At 35.5% G+C, this 25374-nt stretch carries 29 protein-coding genes; 20 read left to right on the top strand and 9 right to left on the bottom strand.

The genetic code is table 11. The features are described 5' to 3' along the window. Window positions 1–25: 25 nt before the first annotated feature. The 4 genes from DCS95_RS10895 (at window position 26) to DCS95_RS10880 (ending at window position 3925) form a co-directional block, all read left to right on the top strand. Window positions 26–940: an aldose epimerase family protein gene (locus DCS95_RS10895; RefSeq protein ID WP_116770798.1), complete on the top strand. Its 915-nt coding sequence runs from the start codon at window positions 26–28 to the stop codon at window positions 938–940. Between the two features lie 81 nt (window positions 941–1021). Then, complete coding sequence (gene meaB / locus DCS95_RS10890) at window positions 1022–2011, top strand: methylmalonyl Co-A mutase-associated GTPase MeaB (RefSeq protein WP_116770797.1); 990 nt, start codon at window positions 1022–1024, stop codon at window positions 2009–2011. A gap of 83 nt (window positions 2012–2094) precedes the next feature. Beyond that, on the top strand, window positions 2095–3054 hold the full coding sequence (locus DCS95_RS10885) for a glycosyltransferase family 2 protein (RefSeq protein ID WP_116770796.1): 960 nt from the start codon (window positions 2095–2097) through the stop codon (window positions 3052–3054). Continuing rightward, complete coding sequence (locus DCS95_RS10880) at window positions 3038–3925, top strand: lysylphosphatidylglycerol synthase transmembrane domain-containing protein (protein WP_116770795.1); 888 nt, start codon at window positions 3038–3040, stop codon at window positions 3923–3925. The genes DCS95_RS10885 and DCS95_RS10880 overlap by 17 nt, the downstream gene beginning before the upstream one ends. On the opposite strand, the gene DCS95_RS10875 is transcribed toward DCS95_RS10880, so the two are convergent. The 4 genes from DCS95_RS10875 to DCS95_RS10860 are packed head-to-tail and all read right to left on the bottom strand — an operon-like array spanning window position 3922 to window position 7785. Continuing rightward, window positions 3922–5517 carry an ArnT family glycosyltransferase gene (locus DCS95_RS10875; protein WP_341865186.1) on the bottom strand — a complete coding sequence of 532 codons (1596 nt, stop codon included), beginning with the start codon at window positions 5515–5517 and terminating at the stop codon, window positions 3922–3924. The genes DCS95_RS10880 and DCS95_RS10875 overlap by 4 nt on opposite strands. Window positions 5518–5576: 59 nt before the next feature. Next, the gene (locus DCS95_RS10870; protein ID WP_116770793.1) at window positions 5577–6146 is read right to left on the bottom strand and encodes a phosphatase PAP2 family protein; all 570 of its coding nucleotides are present in this window, start codon (window positions 6144–6146) and stop codon (window positions 5577–5579) included. Between the two features lie 5 nt (window positions 6147–6151). Then, window positions 6152–6379, bottom strand: coding sequence for a hypothetical protein (locus DCS95_RS10865; RefSeq protein ID WP_116770792.1), 228 nt, complete (start codon window positions 6377–6379; stop codon window positions 6152–6154). A gap of 38 nt (window positions 6380–6417) precedes the next feature. Continuing rightward, window positions 6418–7785, bottom strand: a complete 1368-nt coding sequence (locus tag DCS95_RS10860) for an MATE family efflux transporter (protein ID WP_116770791.1) — start codon at window positions 7783–7785, stop codon at window positions 6418–6420. 351 nt (window positions 7786–8136) lie between these two features. Here DCS95_RS10860 and DCS95_RS10855 point away from each other — a divergent pair, with 351 nt between their 5' ends. Further along, window positions 8137–8541 (top strand): response regulator, encoded by a 405-nt coding sequence (locus tag DCS95_RS10855; protein WP_116770790.1) that lies wholly within the window; start codon window positions 8137–8139, stop codon window positions 8539–8541. 3 nt (window positions 8542–8544) lie between these two features. On the opposite strand, the gene mazG is transcribed toward DCS95_RS10855, so the two are convergent. After that, window positions 8545–9321 carry a nucleoside triphosphate pyrophosphohydrolase gene (mazG, locus tag DCS95_RS10850; RefSeq protein ID WP_116770789.1) on the bottom strand — a complete coding sequence of 259 codons (777 nt, stop codon included), beginning with the start codon at window positions 9319–9321 and terminating at the stop codon, window positions 8545–8547. Between the two features lie 159 nt (window positions 9322–9480). Here mazG and DCS95_RS10845 point away from each other — a divergent pair, with 159 nt between their 5' ends. From DCS95_RS10845 to DCS95_RS10820, 6 genes are all read left to right on the top strand, one after another. Further along, on the top strand, window positions 9481–10314 hold the full coding sequence (locus DCS95_RS10845; protein WP_116770788.1) for a sugar phosphate isomerase/epimerase family protein: 834 nt from the start codon (window positions 9481–9483) through the stop codon (window positions 10312–10314). A gap of 9 nt (window positions 10315–10323) precedes the next feature. After that, window positions 10324–11226 carry an SMP-30/gluconolactonase/LRE family protein gene (locus tag DCS95_RS10840; protein ID WP_116770787.1) on the top strand — a complete coding sequence of 301 codons (903 nt, stop codon included), beginning with the start codon at window positions 10324–10326 and terminating at the stop codon, window positions 11224–11226. A 179-nt stretch (window positions 11227–11405) separates the two neighbouring features. Further along, window positions 11406–12167 carry an MIP/aquaporin family protein gene (locus DCS95_RS10835; RefSeq protein ID WP_279629398.1) on the top strand — a complete coding sequence of 254 codons (762 nt, stop codon included), beginning with the start codon at window positions 11406–11408 and terminating at the stop codon, window positions 12165–12167. An 11-nt stretch (window positions 12168–12178) separates the two neighbouring features. Next, the gene (locus DCS95_RS10830) at window positions 12179–13054 is read left to right on the top strand and encodes an alpha/beta hydrolase (protein WP_116770785.1); all 876 of its coding nucleotides are present in this window, start codon (window positions 12179–12181) and stop codon (window positions 13052–13054) included. 6 nt (window positions 13055–13060) lie between these two features. Next, window positions 13061–13750, top strand: a complete 690-nt coding sequence (locus DCS95_RS10825) for an SGNH/GDSL hydrolase family protein (protein WP_116770784.1) — start codon at window positions 13061–13063, stop codon at window positions 13748–13750. Between the two features lie 12 nt (window positions 13751–13762). Beyond that, window positions 13763–15373 carry a family 20 glycosylhydrolase gene (locus DCS95_RS10820; RefSeq protein WP_116770783.1) on the top strand — a complete coding sequence of 537 codons (1611 nt, stop codon included), beginning with the start codon at window positions 13763–13765 and terminating at the stop codon, window positions 15371–15373. A 69-nt stretch (window positions 15374–15442) separates the two neighbouring features. On the opposite strand, the gene DCS95_RS10815 is transcribed toward DCS95_RS10820, so the two are convergent. Genes DCS95_RS10815 through ruvX form a run of 3 tightly spaced genes read right to left on the bottom strand, consistent with a single transcriptional unit; the run spans window position 15443 to window position 16932 of the window. Beyond that, a complete protein-coding gene (locus DCS95_RS10815; protein WP_116770782.1) occupies window positions 15443–15871 on the bottom strand; it encodes a DUF5606 family protein in 429 nt (142 codons plus the stop codon). A gap of 60 nt (window positions 15872–15931) precedes the next feature. After that, entirely contained in the window at window positions 15932–16522 is a 591-nt protein-coding gene (def, locus tag DCS95_RS10810; protein WP_116770781.1) for a peptide deformylase, read from the bottom strand. Further along, entirely contained in the window at window positions 16519–16932 is a 414-nt protein-coding gene (gene ruvX, locus DCS95_RS10805; protein ID WP_116770780.1) for a Holliday junction resolvase RuvX, read from the bottom strand. The genes def and ruvX overlap by 4 nt, the downstream gene beginning before the upstream one ends. 99 nt (window positions 16933–17031) lie before the next feature. Here ruvX and DCS95_RS10800 point away from each other — a divergent pair, with 99 nt between their 5' ends. The 4 genes from DCS95_RS10800 to DCS95_RS10785 all read left to right on the top strand — a co-directional run bounded on the left by DCS95_RS10800 (window position 17032) and on the right by DCS95_RS10785 (window position 20032). Then, window positions 17032–17847: a 2,3,4,5-tetrahydropyridine-2,6-dicarboxylate N-succinyltransferase gene (locus DCS95_RS10800; RefSeq protein ID WP_116770779.1), complete on the top strand. Its 816-nt coding sequence runs from the start codon at window positions 17032–17034 to the stop codon at window positions 17845–17847. 41 nt (window positions 17848–17888) lie between these two features. Beyond that, on the top strand, window positions 17889–18347 hold the full coding sequence (locus DCS95_RS10795; RefSeq protein ID WP_116770778.1) for a glycosyltransferase family 9 protein: 459 nt from the start codon (window positions 17889–17891) through the stop codon (window positions 18345–18347). 18 nt (window positions 18348–18365) lie between these two features. Further along, complete coding sequence (locus DCS95_RS10790) at window positions 18366–18965, top strand: glycosyltransferase family 9 protein (RefSeq protein ID WP_116770777.1); 600 nt, start codon at window positions 18366–18368, stop codon at window positions 18963–18965. 272 nt (window positions 18966–19237) lie between these two features. Beyond that, window positions 19238–20032 carry a glycosyltransferase family 2 protein gene (locus DCS95_RS10785; RefSeq protein ID WP_116770776.1) on the top strand — a complete coding sequence of 265 codons (795 nt, stop codon included), beginning with the start codon at window positions 19238–19240 and terminating at the stop codon, window positions 20030–20032. Here the strand turns inward: DCS95_RS10785 and DCS95_RS10780 are convergent. After that, on the bottom strand, window positions 20014–20832 hold the full coding sequence (locus DCS95_RS10780) for a glycosyltransferase family 2 protein (RefSeq protein WP_099189085.1): 819 nt from the start codon (window positions 20830–20832) through the stop codon (window positions 20014–20016). The genes DCS95_RS10785 and DCS95_RS10780 overlap by 19 nt on opposite strands. A 97-nt stretch (window positions 20833–20929) precedes the next feature. On the opposite strand from DCS95_RS10780, the gene DCS95_RS10775 reads away from it, so the two are divergent. Genes DCS95_RS10775 through DCS95_RS10755 form a run of 5 tightly spaced genes read left to right on the top strand, consistent with a single transcriptional unit; the run spans window position 20930 to window position 25331 of the window. Continuing rightward, window positions 20930–21754 carry a zinc-binding alcohol dehydrogenase gene (locus tag DCS95_RS10775; RefSeq protein ID WP_116770775.1) on the top strand — a complete coding sequence of 275 codons (825 nt, stop codon included), beginning with the start codon at window positions 20930–20932 and terminating at the stop codon, window positions 21752–21754. A gap of 17 nt (window positions 21755–21771) precedes the next feature. Continuing rightward, a complete protein-coding gene (locus DCS95_RS10770; RefSeq protein WP_116770945.1) occupies window positions 21772–22332 on the top strand; it encodes an L-threonylcarbamoyladenylate synthase in 561 nt (186 codons plus the stop codon). A 4-nt stretch (window positions 22333–22336) separates the two neighbouring features. Further along, window positions 22337–23761, top strand: a complete 1425-nt coding sequence (locus tag DCS95_RS10765; RefSeq protein ID WP_116770774.1) for a CCA tRNA nucleotidyltransferase — start codon at window positions 22337–22339, stop codon at window positions 23759–23761. An 11-nt stretch (window positions 23762–23772) separates the two neighbouring features. After that, window positions 23773–24807 (top strand): COX15/CtaA family protein, encoded by a 1035-nt coding sequence (locus DCS95_RS10760; RefSeq protein WP_116770773.1) that lies wholly within the window; start codon window positions 23773–23775, stop codon window positions 24805–24807. 26 nt (window positions 24808–24833) lie between these two features. Continuing rightward, window positions 24834–25331, top strand: a complete 498-nt coding sequence (locus tag DCS95_RS10755; RefSeq protein WP_116770772.1) for an IS1096 element passenger TnpR family protein — start codon at window positions 24834–24836, stop codon at window positions 25329–25331. Window positions 25332–25374: the final 43 nt, after the last annotated feature.

Genomic DNA, 25374 nt, shown 5'->3' with positions numbered 1-25374 from the left:
TACACTACACTATTAAAAATTTCCTTTGAAACAAGTTACAATTTCCAATGCCTATTTAACCCTAATGGTTTTAGATTATGGCGCAACCATTCAAAAATTACTTGTTAAAGGAGAAGACGGTAATTATACAAACGTAGTTGTTGGCTACAATCACCCAAGCAGATATCGCTTAGATGACAATGTACTAGGCGCCAGTGTTGGGCGATATGCCGGCAGAATTTCAAATGGTGGTTTTGTAATAGACCGAGCTAGATATGACCTCTATCAAGAAGATGGTGTTCATTTACATGGAGGAAAAGAAGGTTTTCATCAAAAATATTGGACAATAGACGAAGTTGACAATAGCGATAAACCATTCATTAAACTTACATACAATAGCAAACATTTAGAAGAAGGTTACCCAGGCAATTTAACCGTAAGTGTCACCTATAAACTAATGGGTAACGCATTACAGGTAATTTATGAGGCAATGACAGACCGAAGTACGGTAATCAACCTTACCAACCATTCTTATTTTAAGTTAGATAAGAACCCCTATATAGATGATTATGAGTTACAGCTAAACTGTCCCTATAGATTAGAAACTCAAGAAAATTTATTGCCCACCGGAAATATTATGCCGGTTCGTAAAACTGAGTATGACTTTCTTTTGCCTAAAAAAATAGGTTTACAAAGGTTTGACGCTATTTATGTGAAAGATATAGGTAATGAAAAGGTGGCAGAACTACATTCTAAAACTTCGGGTATTACAATGAAGGTGTATACCAATCAACCTGCATTGGTCGTCTATACTCCCGATGATTTCCCCGGAATATGTTTTGAGACCCAAAATTACCCTGATGCACCTAATCAACCAGATTTTCCAAAGAGTGTTTTAAGACCGGGCGACCTGTACAACAATATTTCTATCTTTAAATTTGATATTGCGTCTAAAGACTAACTATAGCATGATAGGGCTAATTAAGGGCTAGCAACTATAAATAGTATCTTTGTATCACTACTACAGGTTTAAGTAATTACCATGAATTTAGCTAATCTTACTACATCAGAAATTATTGAGGGCATCTATTCAAATAACGTTGCAATAGTAAGTAAAGCTATTACCCTTATAGAAAGTACAAAGCCCGAGCACCGCCTAATCGCCAATGATATTATTGCCGCTTGTATTTCAAGAAAAAATGATGCGATCAGAATTGGCATTACGGGAGTACCAGGTGCCGGAAAAAGTACTTTTATAGAACAGTTTGGAAATCTGCTTACCGATTTGGGAAAAAAAGTAGCCGTTTTAACCGTAGACCCTTCAAGTAGAAGAACAAAAGGTAGTATTCTGGGCGATAAAACGAGAATGCAAGAATTGGTAAAAAACCCTAACGCATATATTAGACCATCGTCATCTGGTACTTCTTTAGGTGGTGTAACCAGAAAAACAAGGGAAAGCATTGTTATACTCGAAGCCGCCGGTTTTGATAGTATTTTAATAGAAACTATTGGCGTTGGGCAAAGCGAAACAGCAGTGCATGACATGGTAGATTTCTTTTTATTATTGAAGTTGGCCGGTGCCGGTGATGAGCTACAAGGTATTAAAAGAGGTATTATTGAAATGGCAGATGCTATTGCTATAACTAAAGCCGATGGAGATAATGTGCGGCGTGCCAATTTTGCCAAAATGGAATTTACCAGAGCGCTACATATGTTCCCTCCTAAAGAAAATGGTTGGTCACCAGAAGTTTTAACCTGTTCTGCATTAGAAAACAAAGGACTTACTGATATCTGGGAGTTGATCGATTCTTATTGTAAAAACATGAAGGCGACCGGTTATTTTGATAGCCATAGGCAACAACAAAATGAAAATTGGCTCATTCAATATGTAGAACAAGAATTGCTATCAGAATTTTATCGGCACCCGAAAACGAAAGAGCTATTACCACAATTAAAAAAGGAGGTTATCAACGGCAAATCATCGCCTTTCTTAGCAGCGGAAAAACTACTAAAAGCTCTAAAATCTACCTAAACACCCCAGAACGTTACTACCATTCAAGTAGACCTCCTTTAGTTTAAAAAACATAACTTTGCACCGATTTCAAAAACAACCCAATGCAACCTGTTACCAATTCTCTACTTTCTGTCGTTGTTCCCCTATATAACGAAGAAGACAACGTTACACTGTTGACCCAAAAAATTCATGAAAGCTTGGTAGGATATGATTACCAAATCATATATGTAGATGACTTTTCAAAAGACAAAACCAAAAAAGTAATTAAGGATTTAAAAGACGATAAGGTTCACCTTATCGAACTTAAGAAAAATTACGGACAGAGTTTAGCATTGGCGGCTGGTCTTGACTATGCCGAGGGTGATTACATCATTACTATGGATGGGGATTTACAAAATGACCCTTCCGATATTCCACAAATGCTTACCTATGCCGTAAGTGGTGAATATGATGTGGTAACCGGTATCCGTCAAAAAAGGAAAGATTCCCTAGTTAAAAAAATACCCTCTAAAATTGCCAATTTCTTAGTTCGTCGTGTTACCAAATTAGACATTAAGGACAATGGTTGTGCCTTAAAGGTTTTTACAAGAGATATTGCCAAAGATTTAAACCTGTATGGAGAAATGCACAGGTTTATAACCCTATTGGCATTTCTTGAAGGAGGACAGATAAAGCAGGTACCCGTAAAACACCATGCACGTAATGCAGGGGTTTCTAAATATGGATTAGAACGTGTATTTAAAGTAGTTGCAGATATGATGCTGTTACTATTTATTCGCAAATACTTTCAACGCCCTATTCACCTATTCGGAATTTCCGGTTCTTTAATGATTATTATAGGTGTTTTTATCAACATATATCTATTGATCGTTAAGTTCGGCTTGGGCGAAGATATCGGTACAAGACCTTTATTGACAGTAGGTATGATGTTCATTTTTGCCGGTATTCAATTATTTACAATAGGTATTGTTATGGAATTGTTGATCAGAACCTATTATGAATCTCAGAACAAAAGACCGTACCGCATTAAAAAAGTAAGTGTAGGTGGCGAAGTTAAATAAAAAAGTAACTACCGTATTAAAAGTACTGATCAGTGCCGTTTTAATTTATTTCATCTTTACTAAAATCAATGTAAGCGAAATAAAGAGGATACTGATCAAGAGTGATTTAGTTTACTTGCTATTGGCTGCACTATTCTTCATCATCTCTAAACTTATAGGGGCAGTTCGTTTAAATCTATACTTTCATACGCTTCAAATTATGCTTACCCAAAAAAGCAACTTTAAGCTTTATTTGCTGGGTATGTTCTACAACCTATTCTTACCCGGTGGTATTGGTGGAGATGCATACAAGGGCTACATTTTAAAGAAAACCTTTGAGGTCAAAACCAAAAAAATGGTAAGTGTTCTTGTCTTAGACCGCCTTGCCGGCTTACTACTATTGTTCATTTATGCCTGTACACTAATAGGATTTTTAAATAACGAATTAATACATGATTTTCGTTGGATGTTCTTATTGGCCATACCATTATCAGTATTGGTTTTCTGGTTATTGAATAAACGGTTTTTTGGTTACGTACTACCGATTTTTTGGAAATCGATTGGATTATCTGCACTGGTTCAATTAGCTCAATTGGTCAGTGTTTGGTGTATTCTACTTGCCTTACATATTGATACCAATCAAATTTCATACCTCATTATTTTCTTGATATCATCAATTGTAGCCGTAGTTCCATTGACCTTAGGAGGTATTGGAAGTCGTGAAGCAACCTTTTTCTACGGTGCAAAATTCTTAGGTCTAGACCAAAATATATCTGTAGGTGTTAGTGTGCTGTTCTTCTTAATAACAGCTATGGTTTCTTTAGTAGGAGTGTTTTTTCACTTTAAGAAAATTAAGTTAGAACTAGTAAATAACCCTAAGGAGTTATCTTAGTAAAGATGTAACAAATGCATTTTACGTGTTACCTTTTTACGCGTATTAGGATTCAGGAATTTTCCTTGTAATCTTGTAATTCTAAATTGATCAACCGAAAGCTGATCATCCCAATCAAAGCCCTTTTCCTCTAGCATAGCCATTTCAGCATCGTTCACATATACCCAAACATCTTTTTTGTTTTTTAAAACCTGTGGCGTTGTTATTTGCACGGGATATTGGTTATAAAAATCCAATGACCAAGTATGGTCACTTCCTACCTTATAAATACGGTCTACCGGAATATTTTTCTCCGTTATAATTTTTGACATAGACGACCCTCCTTGATAGTCTAAGAGGTTTGGATAAAAATGTAAGTTCAAGACAGCATTCAATAATAAAGAAGCACAAACCGAAATAGTAACCAATTTCATAAACACGCCTTCCCTTTTTAGAGCATAATAAACTATTATGACTGCCGCAACCAATAAAAAGAAGTATGCCACCAAACTACGCAGTTTAAACACATAAAAGCATATTAAGGCTGAAGCAATAAAGACGATACTCAGTACAAAGTATTGCCCTATCATTAAAGACTTTACGGTTTTTTTATTATTCGCAGTGTACAACTTATTTATATATGCTGCAGTGATAACAGCAAATAAAGGAATTGTGATATTTAGATAGTGTGGAAGTTTAAACTGGGCAAAACTTATAATTATAAAAATTAAGGTAATACCGCCAACGGTTAAAAATTCCTTCCCTTGTTTAAACTTGAATTTTTGACCTATGAATGCTCTAATCTGATTATAGAATGCTATAATTCCTAATATGGTCCATGGGAGAAAGACCCATAGAAATGTGTGAAAAAAGAAAAAGTAATCACTACTATTTTTACCAATACCTTCACCGCTCAACCGTTCAAAACTCTGTTCCCAAAAAATAAAGAATATGCCGCTACGATTTGCCTTACCACGAATAACTTTCTCTGGGTGCATATCGAACTGAAGGTAATAAGCATATAACATAGGGGTTATGGTCACTGCAAAGATTACAAGTGCCAATAACACCTTCCAACTGATAAAAGCTTTCCATTTTCCCGTGTAGAACAAATGACATAGGATGGGTAGACCTATAACCAGCAATGCTATTTGCCCCTTGGTCGAGAAGGCTATACCCGCTGCAAACGCCCCAATAGCAATAGCTTTTGCACTACCTTTTTCAATATATGCGGCTAGTTGCCATATAGCCAGAATACTGAAACCCGTTAAAACCGCATCGGTACGAACATCGATTGCCCCAAGAACAATGGTCTGTGCCGTCATAAATATCAAAGCGGAAAGTTTACCTACATTTTTATTATACAGCAAATTGCCCAAACCATAACAACTATATGCTGCCAATAAGGTAGCCAGCACTCCAGGAATACGGTATGACCATTCGGTAATTCCGAAAATTTTATAAGCTAACGCTGCCAACCAGTAATGCATGTGCGGTTTATCTAGATACTCTTCGGGTCCTTTAAACAGGCTGAAAAAATCATTCTCCTGCACCATTCGCATGGCCATTACAGAAAACTGTGCAGAATCATTTTCAAATAACGTTACGAACATACCTGCAACGTATACCAAAAAAATTAAAACTATTAAAAACCAGTACCTTAGATTAGATATCATAGGGAGAATTTGCGAAGTGCAAATATAAATAACTTTACAAACAACCAGCCGAACAATGAGCCTATTAAAGCCCCCGTAATAATATCTAGCGGAAAATGAACACCTATGTATACACGACTATATGCTACCAATGCCGCCCATAAAACAAGAAAGAAGCCTAAATACTTAATGCTAGCTTTTAGAATGCTACCAAAAAAAACTGCTAGGGCAAAAGAATTAGAAGCATGTGCCGAGAAATAACCGAACTTACCGCCACAGTAACTCTTTACCAAACGCATATATGGCTCAACTTCTGGATCATGACATGGCCGTAACCTTGCAACTCCATATTTGAAAAAATTACCTAACTGATCGGTAACCGTAATTAAAAGGGCTACGGTAATTAAAAGCACGAAAGTTCTTTTACCACCATATTTCTGATAAGACAGAATTAGTAAAAAAAGATACAATGGTATAGCACTGAACTTATGTGAAACAAATTGAAAAAAATTATCCCATTGTGGCGTACCTAATCCATTAAGATATAAAAAAAAGTCCTTATCTAACTGTAATAGCTCTTCAAGCATAGTAGTTAATCTTCGTACCTAGAAACTTCGCGATCATAAAAAGCGGTTGCCGCCTCAATTAAATTTTCAGCCTCTTCTTCCAATTCTTTTTCATCCTCCTTAGAAAATTCTTCAAGCCACTCTACCTCATCATTTTCCAGGTTGATTATAAACCTTGGAAACTCGGTATGTACTACAAATATTGCCGTTGGATAATCAGTATTATCGCCCAATAAAAATTTTGGAAATTCCATAAAAATCTAGTCTATAATTGTATTGAATCCACTGCAGTTTAAGCAGCAATTAGTTTTTTAGTTAAATAATTAAATCGAAGATACAACATAATAGCAGATGCCGTTAACCCTGTAAGTAGACCGATCCATATTCCAGTACTTTTTAAATCTGTATGAAGACATAGATAATAACTTACTGGGAAACCTATGATCCAATAAGATATAAAGGTAATCAAGGTTGGTATTTTCACATCTTGCAAACCACGCAAAGCTCCCAAAACTACAACTTGTACCCCATCTGAAATCTGAAAGAAAGCTGCTACCAACAGTAATTCTGCCGCAATTACCAAAACCTCGGTATTATCGGCAAAATTCGTCATATCATCAATATCCAAATATAATGAAGGAAACCAATGCCTACCTATTAAAAACAAAGCTGCAAAAACGATTTCCAACAAAAAGGTCAGTAAGAAAATAGATTGGGCAATACGGCGCAATTCTTTAAAGTTGGCCAAGCCTTTTTGATTACCCACTCTGATCATAGCGGTAACCCCTAATCCCATACCGAACATAAAGGTCATACTACTCAAGTTCAATGCAATCTGGTTTGCCGCTTGGGCATTTTTACCTAATACACCGCTTAACCAAACTGCCGAGGTAAAAATACCTACCTCAAAAAACATCTGTAAAGAAGAAGGAAAACCCAATTCTACAATTTTCTTTATGACCGTTTGCTCTAAATTGGCAAAATTGAATTTTGTAACATAATATTTGAACTTTTCTTTGGTTTTAAGAATAAACCAAAGGTATAATACCATAAAAAATCTTGACACCAAGGTACCTATAGCCGCACCTACGATACCCATCTCAGGAAATCCGAAATTACCGAATATTAACAGGTAGTTTAAAATAATGTTGATGACATTAGCGACTATTGTAGCATACATGGGGTACTTGGTCTGTGAAAGACCTTCAGAAAACTGCTTAAAAGCTTGAAAAATAATAAGTGGAACCAAAGAAAATGCGACCAAATCAAGGTAAGGCAAAGCCAGTTCAACCACTTCTAAGGGTTGTTTCATGGTATACATTATAGGCTTTGACAAAAGAATAAGACCAAACAGGGTTAGCCCTAAAACAGTACATAATACCAGACCGTGTTTAAGTGCGCTTTTAGCACTTTCTTTATTACCGGCACCATCAGCTTCGGCTACTAAAGGCGTAATTGCCGTTGAAAAACCGATACCCAAAGACATGGCTATAAAAACAAAACTATTGCCCAAAGATACCGCTGCTAATTCTGCAGTACCCAACTGACCTACCATTATATTATCTGCCAATTGAACAAATGTATGCCCTAACATTCCTAAAATTACCGGAACGGAAAGCTTAATATTATAACGAAATTCTTTGGTATACTTTTTTAACAAAACCTAATCTGAAATTTTGTCAAAGGTAGGGTTAATCGAATAACTTTTATTAATCTAAAGGTGGTTAAAATCGTTGATTTTTTTAATTAATTATCATTAAAAATGATAGTCAAAGTAAATAAAAAAACACTTTAACTTTACACTAAATTAACCTCTGTATGATATGTAAAACCAGTATAAAAATAACAAATACGCTACTGAAAATCAGATAAATAACACACAAACAGTTAATCTCATAAGTAATATAGTCCACTCCAAAAACTGTTAAATTTTCAATCTATAGGATTAGATCAATACTATTATGCAAAAGGATGTCGTTATATCAACCTAACACACCATTAACCATAAAATATGTACCAAGATCCATTGGTTTGGATTATCGACGATGACGATATATCCAAATATGTAATGAAGCGTTATCTAAATCAATTATCCGTGACTAGGATTATTGATTTCCCCGACTCATTGCAACCCTTAAAATTTATTCAGGATAATGTTCGTTCAACAGATGAATTACCAGATATTATTTTCTTGGATTTACACATGCCAATTTTAAATGGTTTCGACTTTATAAAGGATTTTCAAAAAGTAGCTTCGCAGATAGAAAAGGATATTAAAATAGTAATGTTAACCTCCTCTATTAATGCTGAAGATGTTGAAATAGCCAAGTCATTTCCAGAAATTTCAAATTACTTCATTAAACCCATTAAGCATAGAGACTTAGAAAAAATTATGAACATTGAATTTAATAATTAACACTTATTCATAAGTTTTAGCTTTGTTCCAATAAACGTCCATTTCTTCTAAAGTCATATCTTTCATATCCTTACCCATTTCCTTAGCACTGTTTTCCAGAAATTGAAAACGCTTTATGAATTTTTTGTTTGTTCGCTCAAGTGCATTTTCAGGATTTACACCTAAGAACCTCGCGTAATTGATCATGGAGAAAAGAACATCTCCAAATTCCGCTTCTATTTTTTCACTATCCCCTTTTTGAACCTCTACTTGCAGCTCTTCTAATTCTTCCTGAACTTTTTCAAATACCTGTTGTGGCTCTTCCCAATCGAACCCTACTCCCGCTACTTTATCTTGTATTCTATTTGCTTTCACTAATGCGGGCAAACTTCTTGGCACACCTTCTAAAACACTTTTCTTGCCTTCCTTTAACTTAATCTGTTCCCAATTTCTTTTTACATCTTCTTCATTTAACACCTTAACATCTCCGTATATATGTGGGTGCCTATTCACCAATTTATCACAAATGGCATTGGCAACATCTGCAATGTCAAAATCATTGGTTTCAGAACCAATTTTTGAATAAAAGATTATATGTAACAGAACATCGCCCAACTCCATTTTAACTTCATTAAGGTCATTATCTAAAATTGCATCTCCCAATTCATAGGTTTCCTCAATAGTCAATTGCCTAAGTGACTGCATGGTTTGTTTCTTATCCCATGGGCACTGCTCACGCAATTCGTCCATAATGGTCAACAATCTATCTATCGCCTCTAATTGTTCCTTCCTGCTGTTCATAAATGGTGTTTTAACAAAAGTACACAACCCTAAATTGTCTCGCTAAAAATGCTGTTTTGTTTTCGTACATTTAAGATTAATTATCTGTAACGGGAATATTTTTTTCAGCTATCGATAATTTAAAACAACAACTGTTACAACTACTCAACAACAACACCAATGAAAACACGAAGAAATTTTATCAAACATGCAGGCTTATTAAGTGCCGCTACCTTAATAATGCCACAATTAAGAATGGCATCCGCTAAAAATTCAAAGTATGGCGTACAGCTCTATTCATTTAGAGATGGTATGCTAAAAAATCCGAAGAAAACTTTAGAAATGATTGCCAGCTTGGGCTTTAAAGAAATTGAAAGCGCAGGTTCTAACAAAGGCTACTATTATGGGTTATCTCCTGCTGAAATGGCAAAAACGTGTCAAGCATTAGGTATGTCACTCACCAGTGGTCATGTCCATTTAGATGACAAATTCGAAAGAACAATGGCAGATGCGGTAGCTTCTGGACAAGAGTATTTAATTTGTTCATCCTTGCCGACTGAAGGTCAGACTATAGATAACTACAAAAAAGTAGCCGAACAATTCAATAAAGCCGGAGAAGCCTGTAGACAGCATGGTTTAAAATTTGGCTATCACAATCATGAGTATGAGTTTGAAACTGAAAATGGAGAGGTACTTTATGATGTTCTAATGGATAATACCGAAAAAGAATTGGTACATATGGAATTAGATTTAGGATGGGTAGTTGTTGCCGGGAAAGAACCGCTTCACTATTTTAAAAAATACCCGGGCAGGTTTCCTTTATGGCATTTAAAAGATATGGATATGCATGAAAAAGAAAGTACCGAATTTGGCAAAGGAGTACTTGATGTACCGTTAATGCTTGAGTTAAAAGAACTTTCGGGAGTTCAACATATTTACATTGAACAAGAAGAATATGCTAGCACTCCGTTTGAAAGTATGCAGCACAACATGAATTATTTACGTAATCTATAAGCTGCACCTATGAAAACTACTTATTCTTTTTTAAGCACAATTGCTCTAACAATCGTTGTTTTATCTTGTAAAGCCCAGCAAACATCTATTGTCAAAAATGGGGCAGAATTGGTTAAAGTATCTAATGCTTACAGCTTTACCGAAGGTCCTGCTTCAGATAAGGAAGGTAATGTCTATTTTACCGATCAGCCTAACGATAAGATTATTAAATGGAATGCAGAAGACAACACTTTAAGTGTATTCAAAGAACCGGCAGGTAGAGCTAACGGTCTATATTTTGACCACAACGGAAATTTACTAGCCGCTGCCGATGAAAAAAATGAACTTTGGCGAATTGATAATGATGGAAACGTTGATACTTTACTCACAAACTATAACGGTAAAAAACTTAACGGACCTAATGATATTTGGGTCGATCCCATAGGAGGTATTTATTTTACCGACCCATACTACCAAAGGGATTATTGGTCAAGAACCACAGCTGAACTTGAGGATAAAAACGTGTACTACATAGCTCCTGACACAAAAAAAGTTTCCGTTGTAGCATCAGACCTAGTTCAACCTAATGGTATAATCGGCACACCCGATGGCAAAACACTTTATGTTGCAGATATAGGAGACAAGAAAACTTACACATTTACAATTAATAAAGATGGCACCTTAACCAACCGAAAGTTATTTACAAAAATGGGTTCGGATGGTATGACCATTGACAACCTAGGCAACATATATTTAACTGGTGAAGGTGTAACGGTATTCAACACAAAAGGAGAACAAATTCATCATATTCCCATTGATGAAAACTGGACCGCCAATATCACTTTTGGCGGTAAAAATCAAGATGTTTTATTCATTACAGCAATGGGAGCAATCTACACTTTAAAAATGAATGTCAACGGGGTAAGGTACTAGTTAAGTACATTATGAATTCGAATGGTGTTTAATTCAGGCAGAGCTATAAATAAAACTTTGTTCCTTTTTTACTAAGAAGCATAAAGCTTCTAAGTGCTGATATTCATACAATTCGACCTATTTAATTATCAATACCACAACAAACTTGTTTAATTATTCATAATTCCTCGATTTTAATTATCTTAAACACCTTAAAATCCCACCAAACTATGATGACATTTATTTTTGAATTTATTGGCACTGCAATGCTGATTTTAATAGGAAACGGTATAGTTGCCAACTTAGTTCTAAAAGGCACAAAAGGGAGTGATTCGGGCTGGACCGGCATTTCACTTGCTTGGGGTATTGCGGTATTTATCGGTGTTTTCATTTCAGCCGATACCAGTGGTGCACATTTGAACCCAGCTGTAACCATTGGCTTGGCCGTAGCCGGCAAATTCTCTTGGTCATTGGCACCAGGTTATATTGTAGCTCAGATCCTAGGTGCCATGATGGGAAATTTTCTTGTTTGGCTCAACTATAAAAAACAATATGAAGCAACGGAAGATACTGGTGCTATTTTAGCTACCTTTTGTACATCGCCAGCTATTAGAAGTCCGTTTTGGAATATGGTGACTGAAATCATCGGTGCTTTTGCCCTTGTGTTCGGTGTCTTTTATATTGCCGGTGGTACTGTGGGCGATAGCCCAGTTTCATTAGGCTCTTTAGATGCTCTACCTGTTGCATTATTAGTAATGGGTATAGGTTTTGGGTTGGGAGGTCCTACAGGTTATGCTATTAATCCTGCCCGAGATTTTGGTCCCAGATTGCTGCATGCCATACTGCCAATTAGAAACAAAGGTAAAAGTGACTGGGGTTATGCTTGGGTGCCAATTGTAGGCCCTATTATTGGTGGAGTATTAGCTGCCTTAGTATATATGCTTATAGAAACAATGCAATAAAAAAAAAGAATATGAAGAAAATTATTTTACTTACCTGTATTTTTATCTCCATGAATGTACTTGCACAGAAAATGGTAGAATTGCCCTATGAAGAAAATGCCGCTGTAACTTGGTCAACGGCTGAAAGAGAATATTACTCTGATATCTGGGAAAATGAAGTAGTAACCAATGTTGCCATACCAAGGTTAGAAGTTTTTGAAGCAGACCAACCTAATGGTACTAGCATAATTGTTGCGCCTGGTGGCGGACTTTACGGACTCAGTATTGAAAGTGAAGGTAGAGCAGTTGCCAAGTGGTTGAATGAAAAAGGAATCACAGCATTTGTTTTGAAATATAGATTAGTACCTACGGGTGTAGATGGCATCAAAGAAATTACTGATGAAGGTGCAACCAACCCTGCAAAGATCGGGGAAAGAGTAGCCCCAGTCTTACCACTATCTATTGCAGATGGTCTTGCTGCTATTACCTATGTAAGAACAAATGCCTCTAACATGCAATTAGACCCCAATAAAATAGGGTTTATGGGCTTCTCTGCAGGTGGTGCGGTAACTATGGGGGTGACATTTAATGCCACAGAAAACAACAAACCAAATTTTATTGTGCCGGTTTACCCTTGGATGACGGTAATCGGAGAGTATACCGTACCAAAAGATGCACCACCTATGTTGGTTATTTGTGCTTCTGATGACCCTTTAGGTTTGGCAAAACCAAGTACCGATTTATATTCGGCTTGGCTAACAAATGGTAAAAATACCGGTATGCACATGTATTCAAAAGGCGGTCATGGATTTGGAATGAAAACCCAAAACCTTGCCTCAGATAATTGGATATCGCAATTTTACGAATGGGCTATTACAGAAAAACTTACAGAAACTATCAATAAATAAATTAGCATGTGCTACCCACTTCCCATTTTTAAAAACTTACAAAAAACCAGCTTATTAACCGCGTTCACTTTTCTTCTAGCCATAACCAGTTTTGGACAAGAAGAAAATATGTTTACCCAAGAAGTAAATAGCATTACAGCTAAATATGACAGCATCTGGGACGCTAGCAAAGAAACTATTGTTTTTACAGGTAGTTCAAGCGTTCGTTTATGGAGAAAATTGCAAGAAGAGTTTCCAGCCCACCAAATAATCAATAGTGGATTTGGGGGTTCACAAGCATCTGACCTTCTGTATTTTGTAGATGAATTAATTTTATCGTACAACCCCAAAAAAGTTTTTATCTATGAGGGCGACAACGACTTATGGGCCAAGAAAAGACCTTCTGATGTTCTTGATACCACTGCAGATATCATCCGTCGAATAAAAGCAAAAAACACCGCTACACAAGTTATATTGATCTCGGCAAAACCAAGTATTAGCCGATGGAAAATTCGTAGAAAATATAAAAGGTTAAATAGAAAAATGGAGCGTTTTACTCAGAACGATCCAAATTTATTCTTTGTAGATGTATGGAAACCCATGCTGAACAAACGTAAACTAAAGACCGATATTTTTATCGAAGACGGGTTGCACATGAACCAAAAAGGTTATGATATTTGGTATGAAACCATGAAAGATTTAGTAAACCAACCCTAATTACACAACAAAATGAAAACCCTTTGTATTCGAAGTCTATTTTTTGCAAGTTTAACCTTATTACTAATTGCTTGTACCGAAAAGAAGAAAGAGCGAATAGCAATGCCTACCACAGATTTATCAAAAGTTAGTTTAATACCAAAGCCATTAAAAACCATACCTACAAATTCCGCTTTTGCATTAGATCAATTTACGGCAATATACACTTCTAAAAATGCGACAGGTTTTGAAGAGGTCGGCACTTTTTTGGCGGAAAAGTTAAAGGATAAAATCAACTTAAGCATACCTGTAAATAGCGAAGGCTCTAACAGTGTTGAGCGTGTAATCTATATTAATCAAAGCGATAGCACCGATTTAGAAACACCAGAAGCATATCAGCTATATATTAATCAAGATTCTATTATCATCAACTCAAACACCGCTGAAGGAGCGTTTAGAGGCATACAAACATTGAGACAATTAGTACCGTTAAAGAGCAACGACACTTTGGCGCTTCAAAAAATATGGCCTGTACCATCCGGTAAAATTGTTGACAATCCTAATTTTGCCTATAGAGGTTCTATGTTAGATGTTGCAAGACATTTCTTTAGTGTTGATGATGTTAAAAAATATATTGACCTATTATCCTATTATAAAATTAATGTGCTCCATTTACATTTAAGTGATGACCAAGGTTGGAGAATTGAAATAAAATCGTGGCCCAAATTGACGGAAATTGGTGGTAGCACAGAAGTTGGTGGAGAAGCTGGCGGATACTACACCCAAGAAGATTACAAAGAAATTGTACGTTATGCAGCTGAAAGATACATGACTATTATCCCAGAAATCGATATGCCCGGTCATACCAATGCTGCCTCTGTTTCTTATCCTTTCTTAAATGGAAATGGTAAAACACCTAAACTTTACGAAGGTATGCGCGTTGGCTTTAGCACTTTTGATACTAGAAAAGATACCGTATATGCTTTTATTGACGATGTAGTTCGCGAAATATCTGCAATTACTCCGGGTCCATATTTTCATGTTGGTGGAGACGAAAGCCATGTTACCAAAAAGAATGACTACATACATTTTATCAATAAAGTTGAAAAAATAGTACAGAAGCATGGTAAACGAATGATCGGTTGGGATGAAGTTGCCATTGCAGATGTAGATTCCTCCTCCATTTCCCAATGGTGGGCCAGTGAAGAGAATGCTAAAAAAGCAGTGGATAAAGGCATGCAAATTATTGTTTCTCCTGCAAAAAAGGCTTATTTGGATATGGAGTACGACACTCTTTCTAAGTTCGGCTTACACTGGGCGGCATACATACCTGTAGATACAGCATATATTTGGACCCCGGAAGAATATGGCATTCCATTGGAGAATATTTTAGGTGTTGAAGCACCATTATGGTCAGAAACTATTAGCAATATAGATGAATTGGAATACTTGGCTTTCCCTAGAATTATTGGCTACTCAGAATTAAGTTGGAGTATAAAAGAAAACAGAAATTGGGAAGATTACAAGGTAAGATTGGCAGACCAAGCTCCATTTTTAGACCGCATGGATGTAAAGTATTATCCTTCGGCTTTAATAGATTGGAAAAAAAGCGAATACACATACGAAACCATAGAAAAAGATTAAAAAAGTAAACCTATAAAAAAAAGCCTTGATGAATATTCATCAAGGCTTTTTTTTATCAACTAAGGAATATTATTCTTCCTCTGTAGCTTCTTCACTCTCTACCTCTTCACTAGAAAAATCGGTGATATCATTATCTACCAATATGTTATACCACTGAATAACTTTTTTAATGTCACTTACATAAACACGATCTTCATCATAATTAGGCAGTACTTCAAAAAAATACTCCTCTAATTTGATTTTTTCCTCTTTATGACCAATAGATGTTTTGCCACCATTTTCCTTTTCCTGTATCTTCTTGAACACATCTCTTAAAGGAACCTCCTCTTCAAGTGTGTAAATGGCAATTTCAGATAACACACTTACACTGCTGCGCAAGCTTACCGTAATTCTTTTTCCATCCAATAAAGACTCTGCCACAAATCCTGTCCTAGTTTGGGTAATTAATTTATATAAACCTGGTTTTCCTGCAACGGATAAAATTTTCTCTAAACCCATATACTCTTTTAAAATTTTAGTCGACAAATATTATACTTTTCTATTAATAATGATGCGATTTTAACGTCCTTTTTTCATGGACGGAAATTTCATACGGTATTCAACACCAATCTTTCCTTTAGAAATATTGGTCAACCTACCTTTAAGCATTCTTTTCTTTAAAGCAGATAACTTATCGGTAAACAACACCCCTTCTATATGATCATATTCATGCTGAATTACGCGTGCCAATAGTCCGTCATACGTTTCAACATGCTCTTTAAAATTCTCGTCCAAATAACTAATTTTAATTCTTTCTTTTCTACGAACATCTTCACGAACATCGGGTATACTCAAACAACCTTCATTAAAAGCCCATTCTTCGCCAGATTCCTCCTCAATGGTAGCATTAATGAATACACGTTTAAACCCGTCTAACTGTTTCTGTTCTTCCGGTGTTAAATCCTCATCACCGCTGAACGGAGTAGTATCTACCAAAAAAATTCTAATTGGCAGCCCTATTTGAGGAGCTGCAAGACCTACGCCACTAGCATTATACATGGTTTCCCACATGTTGGCAATCAATTCATTCAGTTTTGGATAATCTTTATCTATATCATCCGCAACTTTTCTTAATACGGGATCACCGTAAGCAATAATGGGTAATATCATTTAACTGTTTTTAAAAAATCTTGTAAAATAATCGTTGCACTGATCTCATCGATCAATGCCTTGTTCTTTCTTTGTTTCTTCTTTAATCCGCTATCCAACATGGTCTGAAATGCCATTTTTGATGTAAAACGTTCATCGTGCCTTTTAATAGCTATGCCCGGAAATTTATCTGCCAATTTCACTAAAAAAGGTGCAATATGCACTTCAGATTCAGAAGCGGTATTATTCATCTGTTTAGGCTCACCAACAACAATGGTATCTACATTTTCTTTTGGAATATAGTCTGCCAAATATTCAAATATGTTGGCAGTAGCTACGGTAGTTAAACCAAACGCTATCATTTTCATATCATCGGTAACTGCCAGCCCAATACGTTTTTCTCCGTAATCAATTGCAAGGATCTTTCCCAAACTAAATTTTTGGCAAAAATAAAGGATAATTTGTTATATGTGCTTTTGCACATGGGTAATTACTGTACTTCAACTTATATTTGAGGAAATTTTATGAAAATGACAGAATTAAGAGCTCAAATAGAAAAAGCATGGGAAAATAGAGACCTTTTAAAAGAGTCTGCTACCCAAGATAGCATTAGAGAGGTCGTAAACCTTTTAGATTTAGGAAAATTAAGATGTGCCGAACCTACAGAAAACGGGTGGCAGATCAACGAATGGGTAAAGAAAGCAGTAGTTATGTATTTCCCTATTCAAAAAATGGAAACCTTAGAAGCTGGTATTTTTGAGTACCACGACAAAATGCCATTAAAAAAAGGATACAAAGAAAAAGGAATTAGAGTAGTACCTAATGCCGTAGCAAGACATGGTGCATTTATTTCAGCAGGTACAATATTAATGCCTAGTTATGTAAACATAGGCGCATATGTTGATGAAGGTACCATGGTAGATACTTGGGCAACTGTTGGTAGTTGTGCACAAATAGGTAAAAACGTTCACTTAAGTGGCGGTGTTGGCATCGGCGGTGTTCTTGAACCGTTACAAGCTTCACCTGTTATTATAGAAGACGGTGCATTTATTGGTTCTCGCTGTATTGTTGTTGAAGGTGTTAGAGTTGAAAAAGAGGCTGTTTTAGGTGCTAATGTAGTTTTGACCATGAGTACTAAAATCATTGATGTAACAGGAGAAACACCAGTGGAAACCAAAGGTATTGTACCAGCGCGTTCAGTTGTAATACCTGGTAGTTACACTAAAAAATTCCAAGCTGGTGAATTTCAAGTACCGTGCGCATTAATAATTGGAAAAAGAAAAGAAAGCACGAACAAAAAGACATCATTGAACGATGCGCTTAGAGAGTATGATGTTGCGGTTTAAATAACAGTTACATTTATATCCATTTTAATAAAGTATTATTTGTGGCGGGAAATAAATTTTTAGTGATTCAACAAAAAATGATTGGCGATGTACTAAATAGTACGCTAATTTGTGAACATCTAAAAATTCATTTCCCCGATGCCACAGTACATTATGTAATCAACGAACACACGTTACCCGTTGTAGAAGGCAATCCTCACATTGATAAAATAATACTTTTTAAAAAAGAGTACAAAAGAAGTAAAATCAAGTTTTATAAATTCCTCAAGGATTTTAAACAGGAAGAATATGCCGCTGTAATCGATGTATATTGCAAAACAGAAAGCAACCTAATAAGTTACTTCGCCAAGTCGAAAACAAAGATTTCTTACGAAAAATGGTACTCAAAATTTATTTACACAGATCTCTTTAGGTATTCAAATTCTACCGATAGCGAATTAGGCTTAGCTGTTGAAAATAGATTACTTCTACTGAGTCCACTAATCCAAAATTTAAAGTAGAAGAACCTAGCACCTAAAATATTCTTTAAGGAAAAAGAGGTTTCCCAAGCTAAAGAGCTTCTATTTAAATCTAACTTGGATTTATCCAAACCTTTATTGATGGTTGGTCTTATGGGCAGTAGCAACAGCAAAACTTACCCTTTGGCATATTTAGCAGAATTAATAAATGAGATTACCAAAGCAACAAATATTAACATGCTTCTTAATTATACTCCTGAACAAAAACCTAAAGTAAAAGAGTTTCTTAATTATTGTTCTGAAAAGTCTAAAAGTTGTATTCATGAAGAGGTTTTTTGTAATTCACTTAGGAGTTTTTTAGCCTTACTAAAACAATGTGACGGTTATCTAGGTAATGAAGGTGGTGCCTCAAACATGTCTAAAGCATTAGATGTTCCAAATTTTGCAATATTCTCCCCTTGGATTTCCAAGGAAGCTTGGTTTACCTATCATCAAAATCCAAAGAATTGGGCTGTACACCTTAAAGATTTCAAACCGACGCTAATTCAAGGTAAGTCAAAGAAAGAGAGAAAAGAAAATGTAGAATACTTATATCAAGAATTTATTCCATCTCTATTTAACGAGCAAGTCATTTCATATATCGAAACACAAATATTGTAGTATTTCATAATTATCAACACAATACTTTAATCCTGTTTTTTCTGAATACTAGGCAAAAAAATTACATGATTAGTTTATTAACTATAAAAGATAAAAACTTTTCAGTATTTAAACGCAACCAAAATAAAATACACTCTCTTATAAAAAAGATTAAGTCTATATGGCTAGCATTCAATTATGTAAGAATTTTACTTCTTAACACAATTTTTTAATTCTTTTTTTGTTATAACTTTGTTCGCTCCAATGAGAGCAAACCTACCAAATTGGATTGTATGAGTACCAAAAAAGAACAACTTACCGCATTAGTCATTACTTATAATGAAATTGGCTACATTGAAAAGTGTATTGAATCCGTTTCATTTGCTGACGAAATTATTGTGGTTGATTCTTATAGTACCGATGGAACTTATGAATACCTAAAACAGCATTCAAAAGTAAAGGTTATTCAAAATCCGTTTGAAAATTTTACCGCTCAAAAATCGTTTGCTTTAAAACAAGCTAAAAATGATTGGGTTTTGTTTTTAGATGCTGATGAAATTGTTTCTGATGTTTTGCAAAATGAAATAACGGAAACCATATCCAGTGATACAGATATTGCTGCATTTTGGTTTTATAGACAATTCATGTTCAAAAATGAAAAGTTGAATTTCAGCGGATGGCAAACAGATAAAAATTACAGACTTTTTAGAAAAAGTAAAGCAGTTTTTTCTGATTGTAAAATCGTTCATGAAACTTTAGACGTTGACGGAACATCTGGAATTCTTAAAGAAAAACTCACGCATTACTGTTACAAAAACTACGAAGATTACAAAGGAAAAATGCTGAAGTACGGTCGCTTAAAGGCTATTGAATCATTTTATAAAGAAAAGAAGTTTAGTTATGTAATGATGGGGCTAAAGACAAGCTGGAAGTTTTTTAATCATTACATATTACGACTTGGTATTCTTGACGGTAAAAAAGGTTTTACCATCTGTTATTTAAATTCTTTGGGTGTATTGGAACGTTACAGAGAACTTAAAAGATTAGAGCAAAAAAATGAGCTTGCCTATTACTTGGTTATGCCATAGTGTGTCCACACACTTTTCTCTTTTTTGGTAGCATTTCTTATCCCAACATTTTTTGCAATGGATTCTGGTGTTTTATACCCTCTTTTATGATCTAAATGAACACATACGGCACTATAGCGTAATTGTTTAGATTTTATGCCGAAATTGAACAAACGTTCACCCAGCTCTCTATCTTGACCACCGTATTGCATGCGCTCATCAAAACCGTTTACATTTTCAATATCTTTTTTCCAGCCAGAAGAATTATGACCGTTCCAGCTAGCATTGGTAGGTGTTACCCAATTTAGAATCTTAGAAATAATACCACGTGCTGTCAACTTATTATTTTTAAAGGTCTGCGGAATTCCTTTCTCTTTCAACCATTGAATGTTGAAACAACGTTGTTTTTCTATATCATCTAGGGTTATCAATTTAGATATATTCATTGGGAGCATATAGTATCCTCCAGATATAAAATAACCAGGTTCTTTGTTTATATAATGCACCTGAACAAAATCTTCCCTCGGAATACAATCCCCATCGGTCATTATAATATAATCTGCAGAACAAGCAGTAACCGCTTTATTGAGTATTCTAGATTTTTGAAATCCGTCATCTTCTTGCCAAACATGAACAATTGGGTAATGAACCTTTTTCGCCATTTCTTCAAGAAGTATTTTGGTAGGCTCTTTAGAACCGTCATCAGCAATAACTACCTCAAAGTCTTTAAAAATCTGTTGCTCAAAGCCCCAAAGCACCTTTTTTAACCACTCTTCGGCATTATACGTACTTACAATGATACTTATTTTAGGAATCTCCATGCTAGGTTTCAAATTACTGCAAAAATATAAAACTCTTATCTATCTTTGAGTAAGAAAAGATGGTCTATTTTATGTAGATCAAATTACTACATTGAAAATGAAGTTAAAGGAAATACCGGTTTCAATATATAGTTCTGCTAAACTTTTATCAAAATCTTCCAAAAGCATGACTAAAGAAGTTAAAGAAGAAATTCCCGTGATTGTATCTTTGACTTCCATTCCATCGAGGTTGCAAAAGTTACATTTAACCATAAGAAGTGTGCTCAATCAAAATGTAAGACCAAAAAAAATAGTATTATGGCTTCATCACTCATTGAAAAATGAAATTCCGAACAAATTGGCATCCTTGGAATCTGACTTGTTTTCTATTCTATATTCCGATTTAACTTGCTCACATAGAAAATTAATTCACAGTTTGGAACTTTATCCCAATGATACAATCATAACATGTGACGATGATATGATGTATAGAGCTAACTGGCTCAGTTTGTTATATGAAGAACATAAGGCAAACCCAAAAAACATAATTGCCAATCAAACGAGGTACATAAAATATTCTCCGAATGGCGATTTACTTTCTTACAAACATTGGGTCAGCGAAGAAATAATCAATGAGGCCGCCGTTATTCCCATTGGTGCTGAAGGCGTACTTTACCCACCAAATAGTTTGTACAATGAGGTCACAGATTATAATTTGTTTTTAGAATTAGCTCCAAAAGCCGATGATTTGTGGTTTAAAGCTATGTCTCTATTAAAGGACACAAAGGCTATTTTAGCAAGTAATAGAGCAAAAACTCCTATACCAATAATTGGTTCTCAAAAACATTCTTTAAAAAAAACCAATATCGGAGGTGACAAAAACAAAATCCAATGGAAAGCTATAACGGAACATTACAAAATAAAACCAGAGACTTTTCTATAATTTTACCTTATAAAAAGATGAATAACGAAATCAACAGTTGCATAGAAGTTTTAGAAAATGGCGGACTCATTCTCTACCCTACCGATACTGTTTGGGGTATTGGCTGTGACGCAACTAACGAAGAAGCTGTTAAGAAAGTTTTTCAACTGAAACAACGAGATGATAGTAAGGCACTTATTTGTTTGGTGGCAAATGACGCAATGCTCGAAAAGCATATAGAAAAAGTTCCTGAGCTTGCTTACGACCTAATGGACCTCTCCACAAAGCCAACAACGATAATCTATGACAATCCGCGCGGTATTGCCAAAAATCTTATTGCGGGCGATAACACTTTGGCAGTTAGGGTAGCTTCCGATAAATTCTGTCGATATTTAATTGGCAAGTTTAAAAAACCTATAGTATCCACATCTGCCAACGTATCGGGAAACAGCACTCCAAAATCTTTCCAAAATATAGATCAAGCCATTTTAAAAGGTGTAGACTATGTGGTAAATTTGCACAGAGAGAAACAGAATAGCTCCGCCTCATCTATTATTAGACTTTCTAATAACAATACGGTGAAGATTATTCGAGAATAAGAACATGCAAGAGAGCCATATAGACGCTTTAAACAACCCTATTTTCAAAACTATTTCAGAAGCTGCAGAAGAACTTTCTGTAGACTGCTATGTTATCGGTGGTTTTGTAAGAGATTATTTTTTAAAAAGAACAATACCTAAAGATATAGATGTCGTTGCTATTGGCAGCGGTATAGCCCTAGCCGAAAAAGTAGCCTCTAAATTAAAAGGAAAACCACAAGTTTCCGTCTTTAAGAATTTTGGTACCGCCATGATCAAAAGTGAAGGCATAGAGCTAGAATTCGTAGGTGCCCGTAAAGAAAGTTATACCAGAGATAGTCGCAAACCCATAGTCGAAAACGGTACTTTAGAAGATGATCAGAAAAGAAGGGATTTCACAATAAATGCTTTAGCTCTTTCATTGAATACCTCTAATTTCGGAGAACTGTTAGACCCTTTCAACGGTATTGAGGATCTAGGGAATAAAATTATAAAAACTCCTTTAGAGCCGGGCATTACCTACTCAGACGATCCATTACGTATGATGAGGGCGATACGGTTTGCAACTCAATTAAACTTTCAAATTGCACTACCCTCTTTGCAGGCGATAACAGAAAATAAAGACCGTTTAAAGATTGTAAGCAACGAACGTATTTTAGATGAGCTCAATAAGATAATGCTATGCCCAAAACCTTCTATCGGCTTTTCACTACTGCACAAAACGGAGTTATTGGAGTTAATTCTTCCAGAACTTACAGCTTTACAAGGAATTGAAGAAATAGAAGGTCAAAAACACAAAGACAATTTTTGGCATACGCTAGAAGTGGTCGATAATATTTCTGTAGCTACCGATAACCTTTGGCTACGTTGGGCCGCATTGCTACATGATATCGGAAAGGCACCTACAAAACGATTCCATAAAAAAATTGGCTGGACATTTCATGGCCACGAATTTGTTGGGTCTAAAATGGTCTACAAATTATTTAAGCGACTACGCATGCCATTGAACGATAAAATGAAGTATGTACAAAAGCTCGTTTTAATGAGCTCAAGACCTATAGTTTTATCGGAGGATTTTGTAACGGATTCTGCTGTAAGACGACTAATTTTTGATGCAGGAGACCATGTAGAAGACTTAATGACCTTGTGCGAAGCCGACATTACTACAAAGAATCCTAAAAAACAGCGTAGATATCATCAAAACTTTAAAATCGTACGTCAGAAAATTGAAGAGGTAGAAGCTCGTGACCATGTAAGAAATTTTCAACCACCAATTTCCGGGGAAGAAATTATGGAGACTTTCTCCTTAAAACCATCTAAAGAAATCGGTATTATAAAAGAAGCCATTAAAGAGGCTATTTTGGAGGGAGAAATTCCAAATGAATATAAAGCAGCACAAGAATTCATGTACATTAAAGGTGCTGAATTAGGTTTACAAGTTGCTAAATAGAACGGATACGTATGGACATAACATTTAGAAAAATTGCCAAAATATCGTTAGTCTTAGTCTACCTGGTTATTGTTGCAGGCGCAGTGGTTAGAATGACCGGCAGTGGTATGGGTTGTCCAGATTGGCCTAAATGTTTCGGCTATTATATACCACCAACAGAAGTTACCGAAATTCAATGGCAGGCCAATAGACCCTTTGAAAAAGGTCAGGTAATCATTTGGAAAGAAACACTACAAGTATCAAAAAAAACGTTCACTACCGCAGATTCATTTAACGCAGAAAACTGGGAGATGTATACAAAGCACGACTATGCCGAGTTTAACCCTTGGCACACTTGGATCGAATACATTAATAGACTATTTGGTGCCCTAGCAGGTTTGGCTACCCTAATTCTTGCCATAATATCAATTAAATATTGGAAGAAGAAAAAACGTATTCCTATCTTATCTTGGCTAGTTGTAATAGGTATGGTTTTTCAAGCTTGGTTAGGCGCTACAGTAGTATATTCCGTTTTAGAACCCGCTAAAATAACCATACATATGCTCATGGCATTGGTCATTGTAGCAATGCTATTATATGTAATCTATTTGGCCAATAATGAGAATAAACGAATAAAGTATGACAAAACTGTTTTAAACTTTAGTGTAATGGCACTGGTATTGACCCTTATACAAATTGCTATGGGTACGCAAGTTCGTCAATTTGTTGACGAGCAAATAGATATTTTCGGCTATGATGCCAAAAGTTTATGGTTGCAGAATCCTGAAGCTTTATTTTACGTGCACCGATCATTTTCTATCATAGTGCTTTTAGTCAATTTCTATCTAGTATACAGAATTAGCAGGTTGAATTTAGGTCACTTTAAAATTTACTGGGTCTTGTTTTTATTGGTTGTAGAAGTAATTACAGGTATTGCCATGAACTATTTAGATTTCCCCTTTGCCAGTCAGCCCTTACACTTGGTGTTGGCGTCAATTCTATTTGGAGTTCAATTCTACATACTTTTAGATGCATTAAAGCCTAGGAAAAACACTAAAACTTCGTAACTTTGCCCTCCCGCAAAAAATAAGGTATGATTTATAAAATTCGTGTAATTCTAGACGCCGAAGAAGATATTTTTAGAGATTTGGAGATAGAAGCTCACAATTCCCTAGAAGACTTTCATAACGCTATTACTCAAGCATTTGGGTTTTTAGGCAATGAAATGGCATCTTTTTATACATGTGATGAAGAGTGGAAACAAGACGAAGAAATTGCACTTTTCGACATGAGTGAATCTGGATCAGATGTTAGACTAATGAACGAAACGTTCTTAGAGGATGTTATGACAGAAAACACCCCAAAGTTGATCTATGTTTATGATTTCATGAATATGTGGACATTCTTTGTTGAACTTGCGGATATACAGCCAAAAGAAGATGGCCGTGCCTACCCTAATGTTTTATTTACTTTTGGTGAATTACCTGAAACTCCGCCAGAGAAAAATTTTGAGGCAGAGAACAGTGCGTTTGATTTTGATGATACCTTTGATAACTATGACGATTTGGATTTTGACGAAAACTGGAACTAAACCAGCAATTTCATCTCAATCAAAATTTACATATAACCATTTA

This window comes from Maribacter litoralis (assembly GCF_003075045.1).
In the GTDB taxonomy this organism is placed as follows: Bacteria; Bacteroidota; Bacteroidia; order Flavobacteriales; family Flavobacteriaceae; genus Maribacter; species Maribacter litoralis.
Note: the sequence above shows the minus strand (reverse complement) of the source record. Positions and strands in the feature narration are given on the sequence as shown.

Coding starts and splice junctions, on each gene's coding strand:
- meaB (WP_116770797.1), top strand. CDS start 1,022: ATGAATTTAGCTAATCTTACTACATCAGAAATTATTGAGGGCATCTAT.
- DCS95_RS10885 (WP_116770796.1), top strand. CDS start 2,095: ATGCAACCTGTTACCAATTCTCTACTTTCTGTCGTTGTTCCCCTATAT.
- DCS95_RS10875 (WP_341865186.1), bottom strand. CDS start 5,517: ATGTTCGTAACGTTATTTGAAAATGATTCTGCACAGTTTTCTGTAATG.
- DCS95_RS10870 (WP_116770793.1), bottom strand. CDS start 6,146: ATGCTTGAAGAGCTATTACAGTTAGATAAGGACTTTTTTTTATATCTT.
- DCS95_RS10865 (WP_116770792.1), bottom strand. CDS start 6,379: ATGGAATTTCCAAAATTTTTATTGGGCGATAATACTGATTATCCAACG.
- DCS95_RS10855 (WP_116770790.1), top strand. CDS start 8,137: ATGTACCAAGATCCATTGGTTTGGATTATCGACGATGACGATATATCC.
- mazG (WP_116770789.1), bottom strand. CDS start 9,321: ATGAACAGCAGGAAGGAACAATTAGAGGCGATAGATAGATTGTTGACC.
- DCS95_RS10845 (WP_116770788.1), top strand. CDS start 9,481: ATGAAAACACGAAGAAATTTTATCAAACATGCAGGCTTATTAAGTGCC.
- DCS95_RS10840 (WP_116770787.1), top strand. CDS start 10,324: ATGAAAACTACTTATTCTTTTTTAAGCACAATTGCTCTAACAATCGTT.
- DCS95_RS10830 (WP_116770785.1), top strand. CDS start 12,179: ATGAAGAAAATTATTTTACTTACCTGTATTTTTATCTCCATGAATGTA.
- DCS95_RS10825 (WP_116770784.1), top strand. CDS start 13,061: ATGTGCTACCCACTTCCCATTTTTAAAAACTTACAAAAAACCAGCTTA.
- DCS95_RS10820 (WP_116770783.1), top strand. CDS start 13,763: ATGAAAACCCTTTGTATTCGAAGTCTATTTTTTGCAAGTTTAACCTTA.
- DCS95_RS10815 (WP_116770782.1), bottom strand. CDS start 15,871: ATGGGTTTAGAGAAAATTTTATCCGTTGCAGGAAAACCAGGTTTATAT.
- def (WP_116770781.1), bottom strand. CDS start 16,522: ATGATATTACCCATTATTGCTTACGGTGATCCCGTATTAAGAAAAGTT.
- DCS95_RS10800 (WP_116770779.1), top strand. CDS start 17,032: ATGACAGAATTAAGAGCTCAAATAGAAAAAGCATGGGAAAATAGAGAC.
- DCS95_RS10785 (WP_116770776.1), top strand. CDS start 19,238: ATGAGTACCAAAAAAGAACAACTTACCGCATTAGTCATTACTTATAAT.
- DCS95_RS10780 (WP_099189085.1), bottom strand. CDS start 20,832: ATGGAGATTCCTAAAATAAGTATCATTGTAAGTACGTATAATGCCGAA.
- DCS95_RS10775 (WP_116770775.1), top strand. CDS start 20,930: ATGAAGTTAAAGGAAATACCGGTTTCAATATATAGTTCTGCTAAACTT.
- DCS95_RS10770 (WP_116770945.1), top strand. CDS start 21,772: ATGAATAACGAAATCAACAGTTGCATAGAAGTTTTAGAAAATGGCGGA.
- DCS95_RS10765 (WP_116770774.1), top strand. CDS start 22,337: ATGCAAGAGAGCCATATAGACGCTTTAAACAACCCTATTTTCAAAACT.
- DCS95_RS10760 (WP_116770773.1), top strand. CDS start 23,773: ATGGACATAACATTTAGAAAAATTGCCAAAATATCGTTAGTCTTAGTC.
- DCS95_RS10755 (WP_116770772.1), top strand. CDS start 24,834: ATGATTTATAAAATTCGTGTAATTCTAGACGCCGAAGAAGATATTTTT.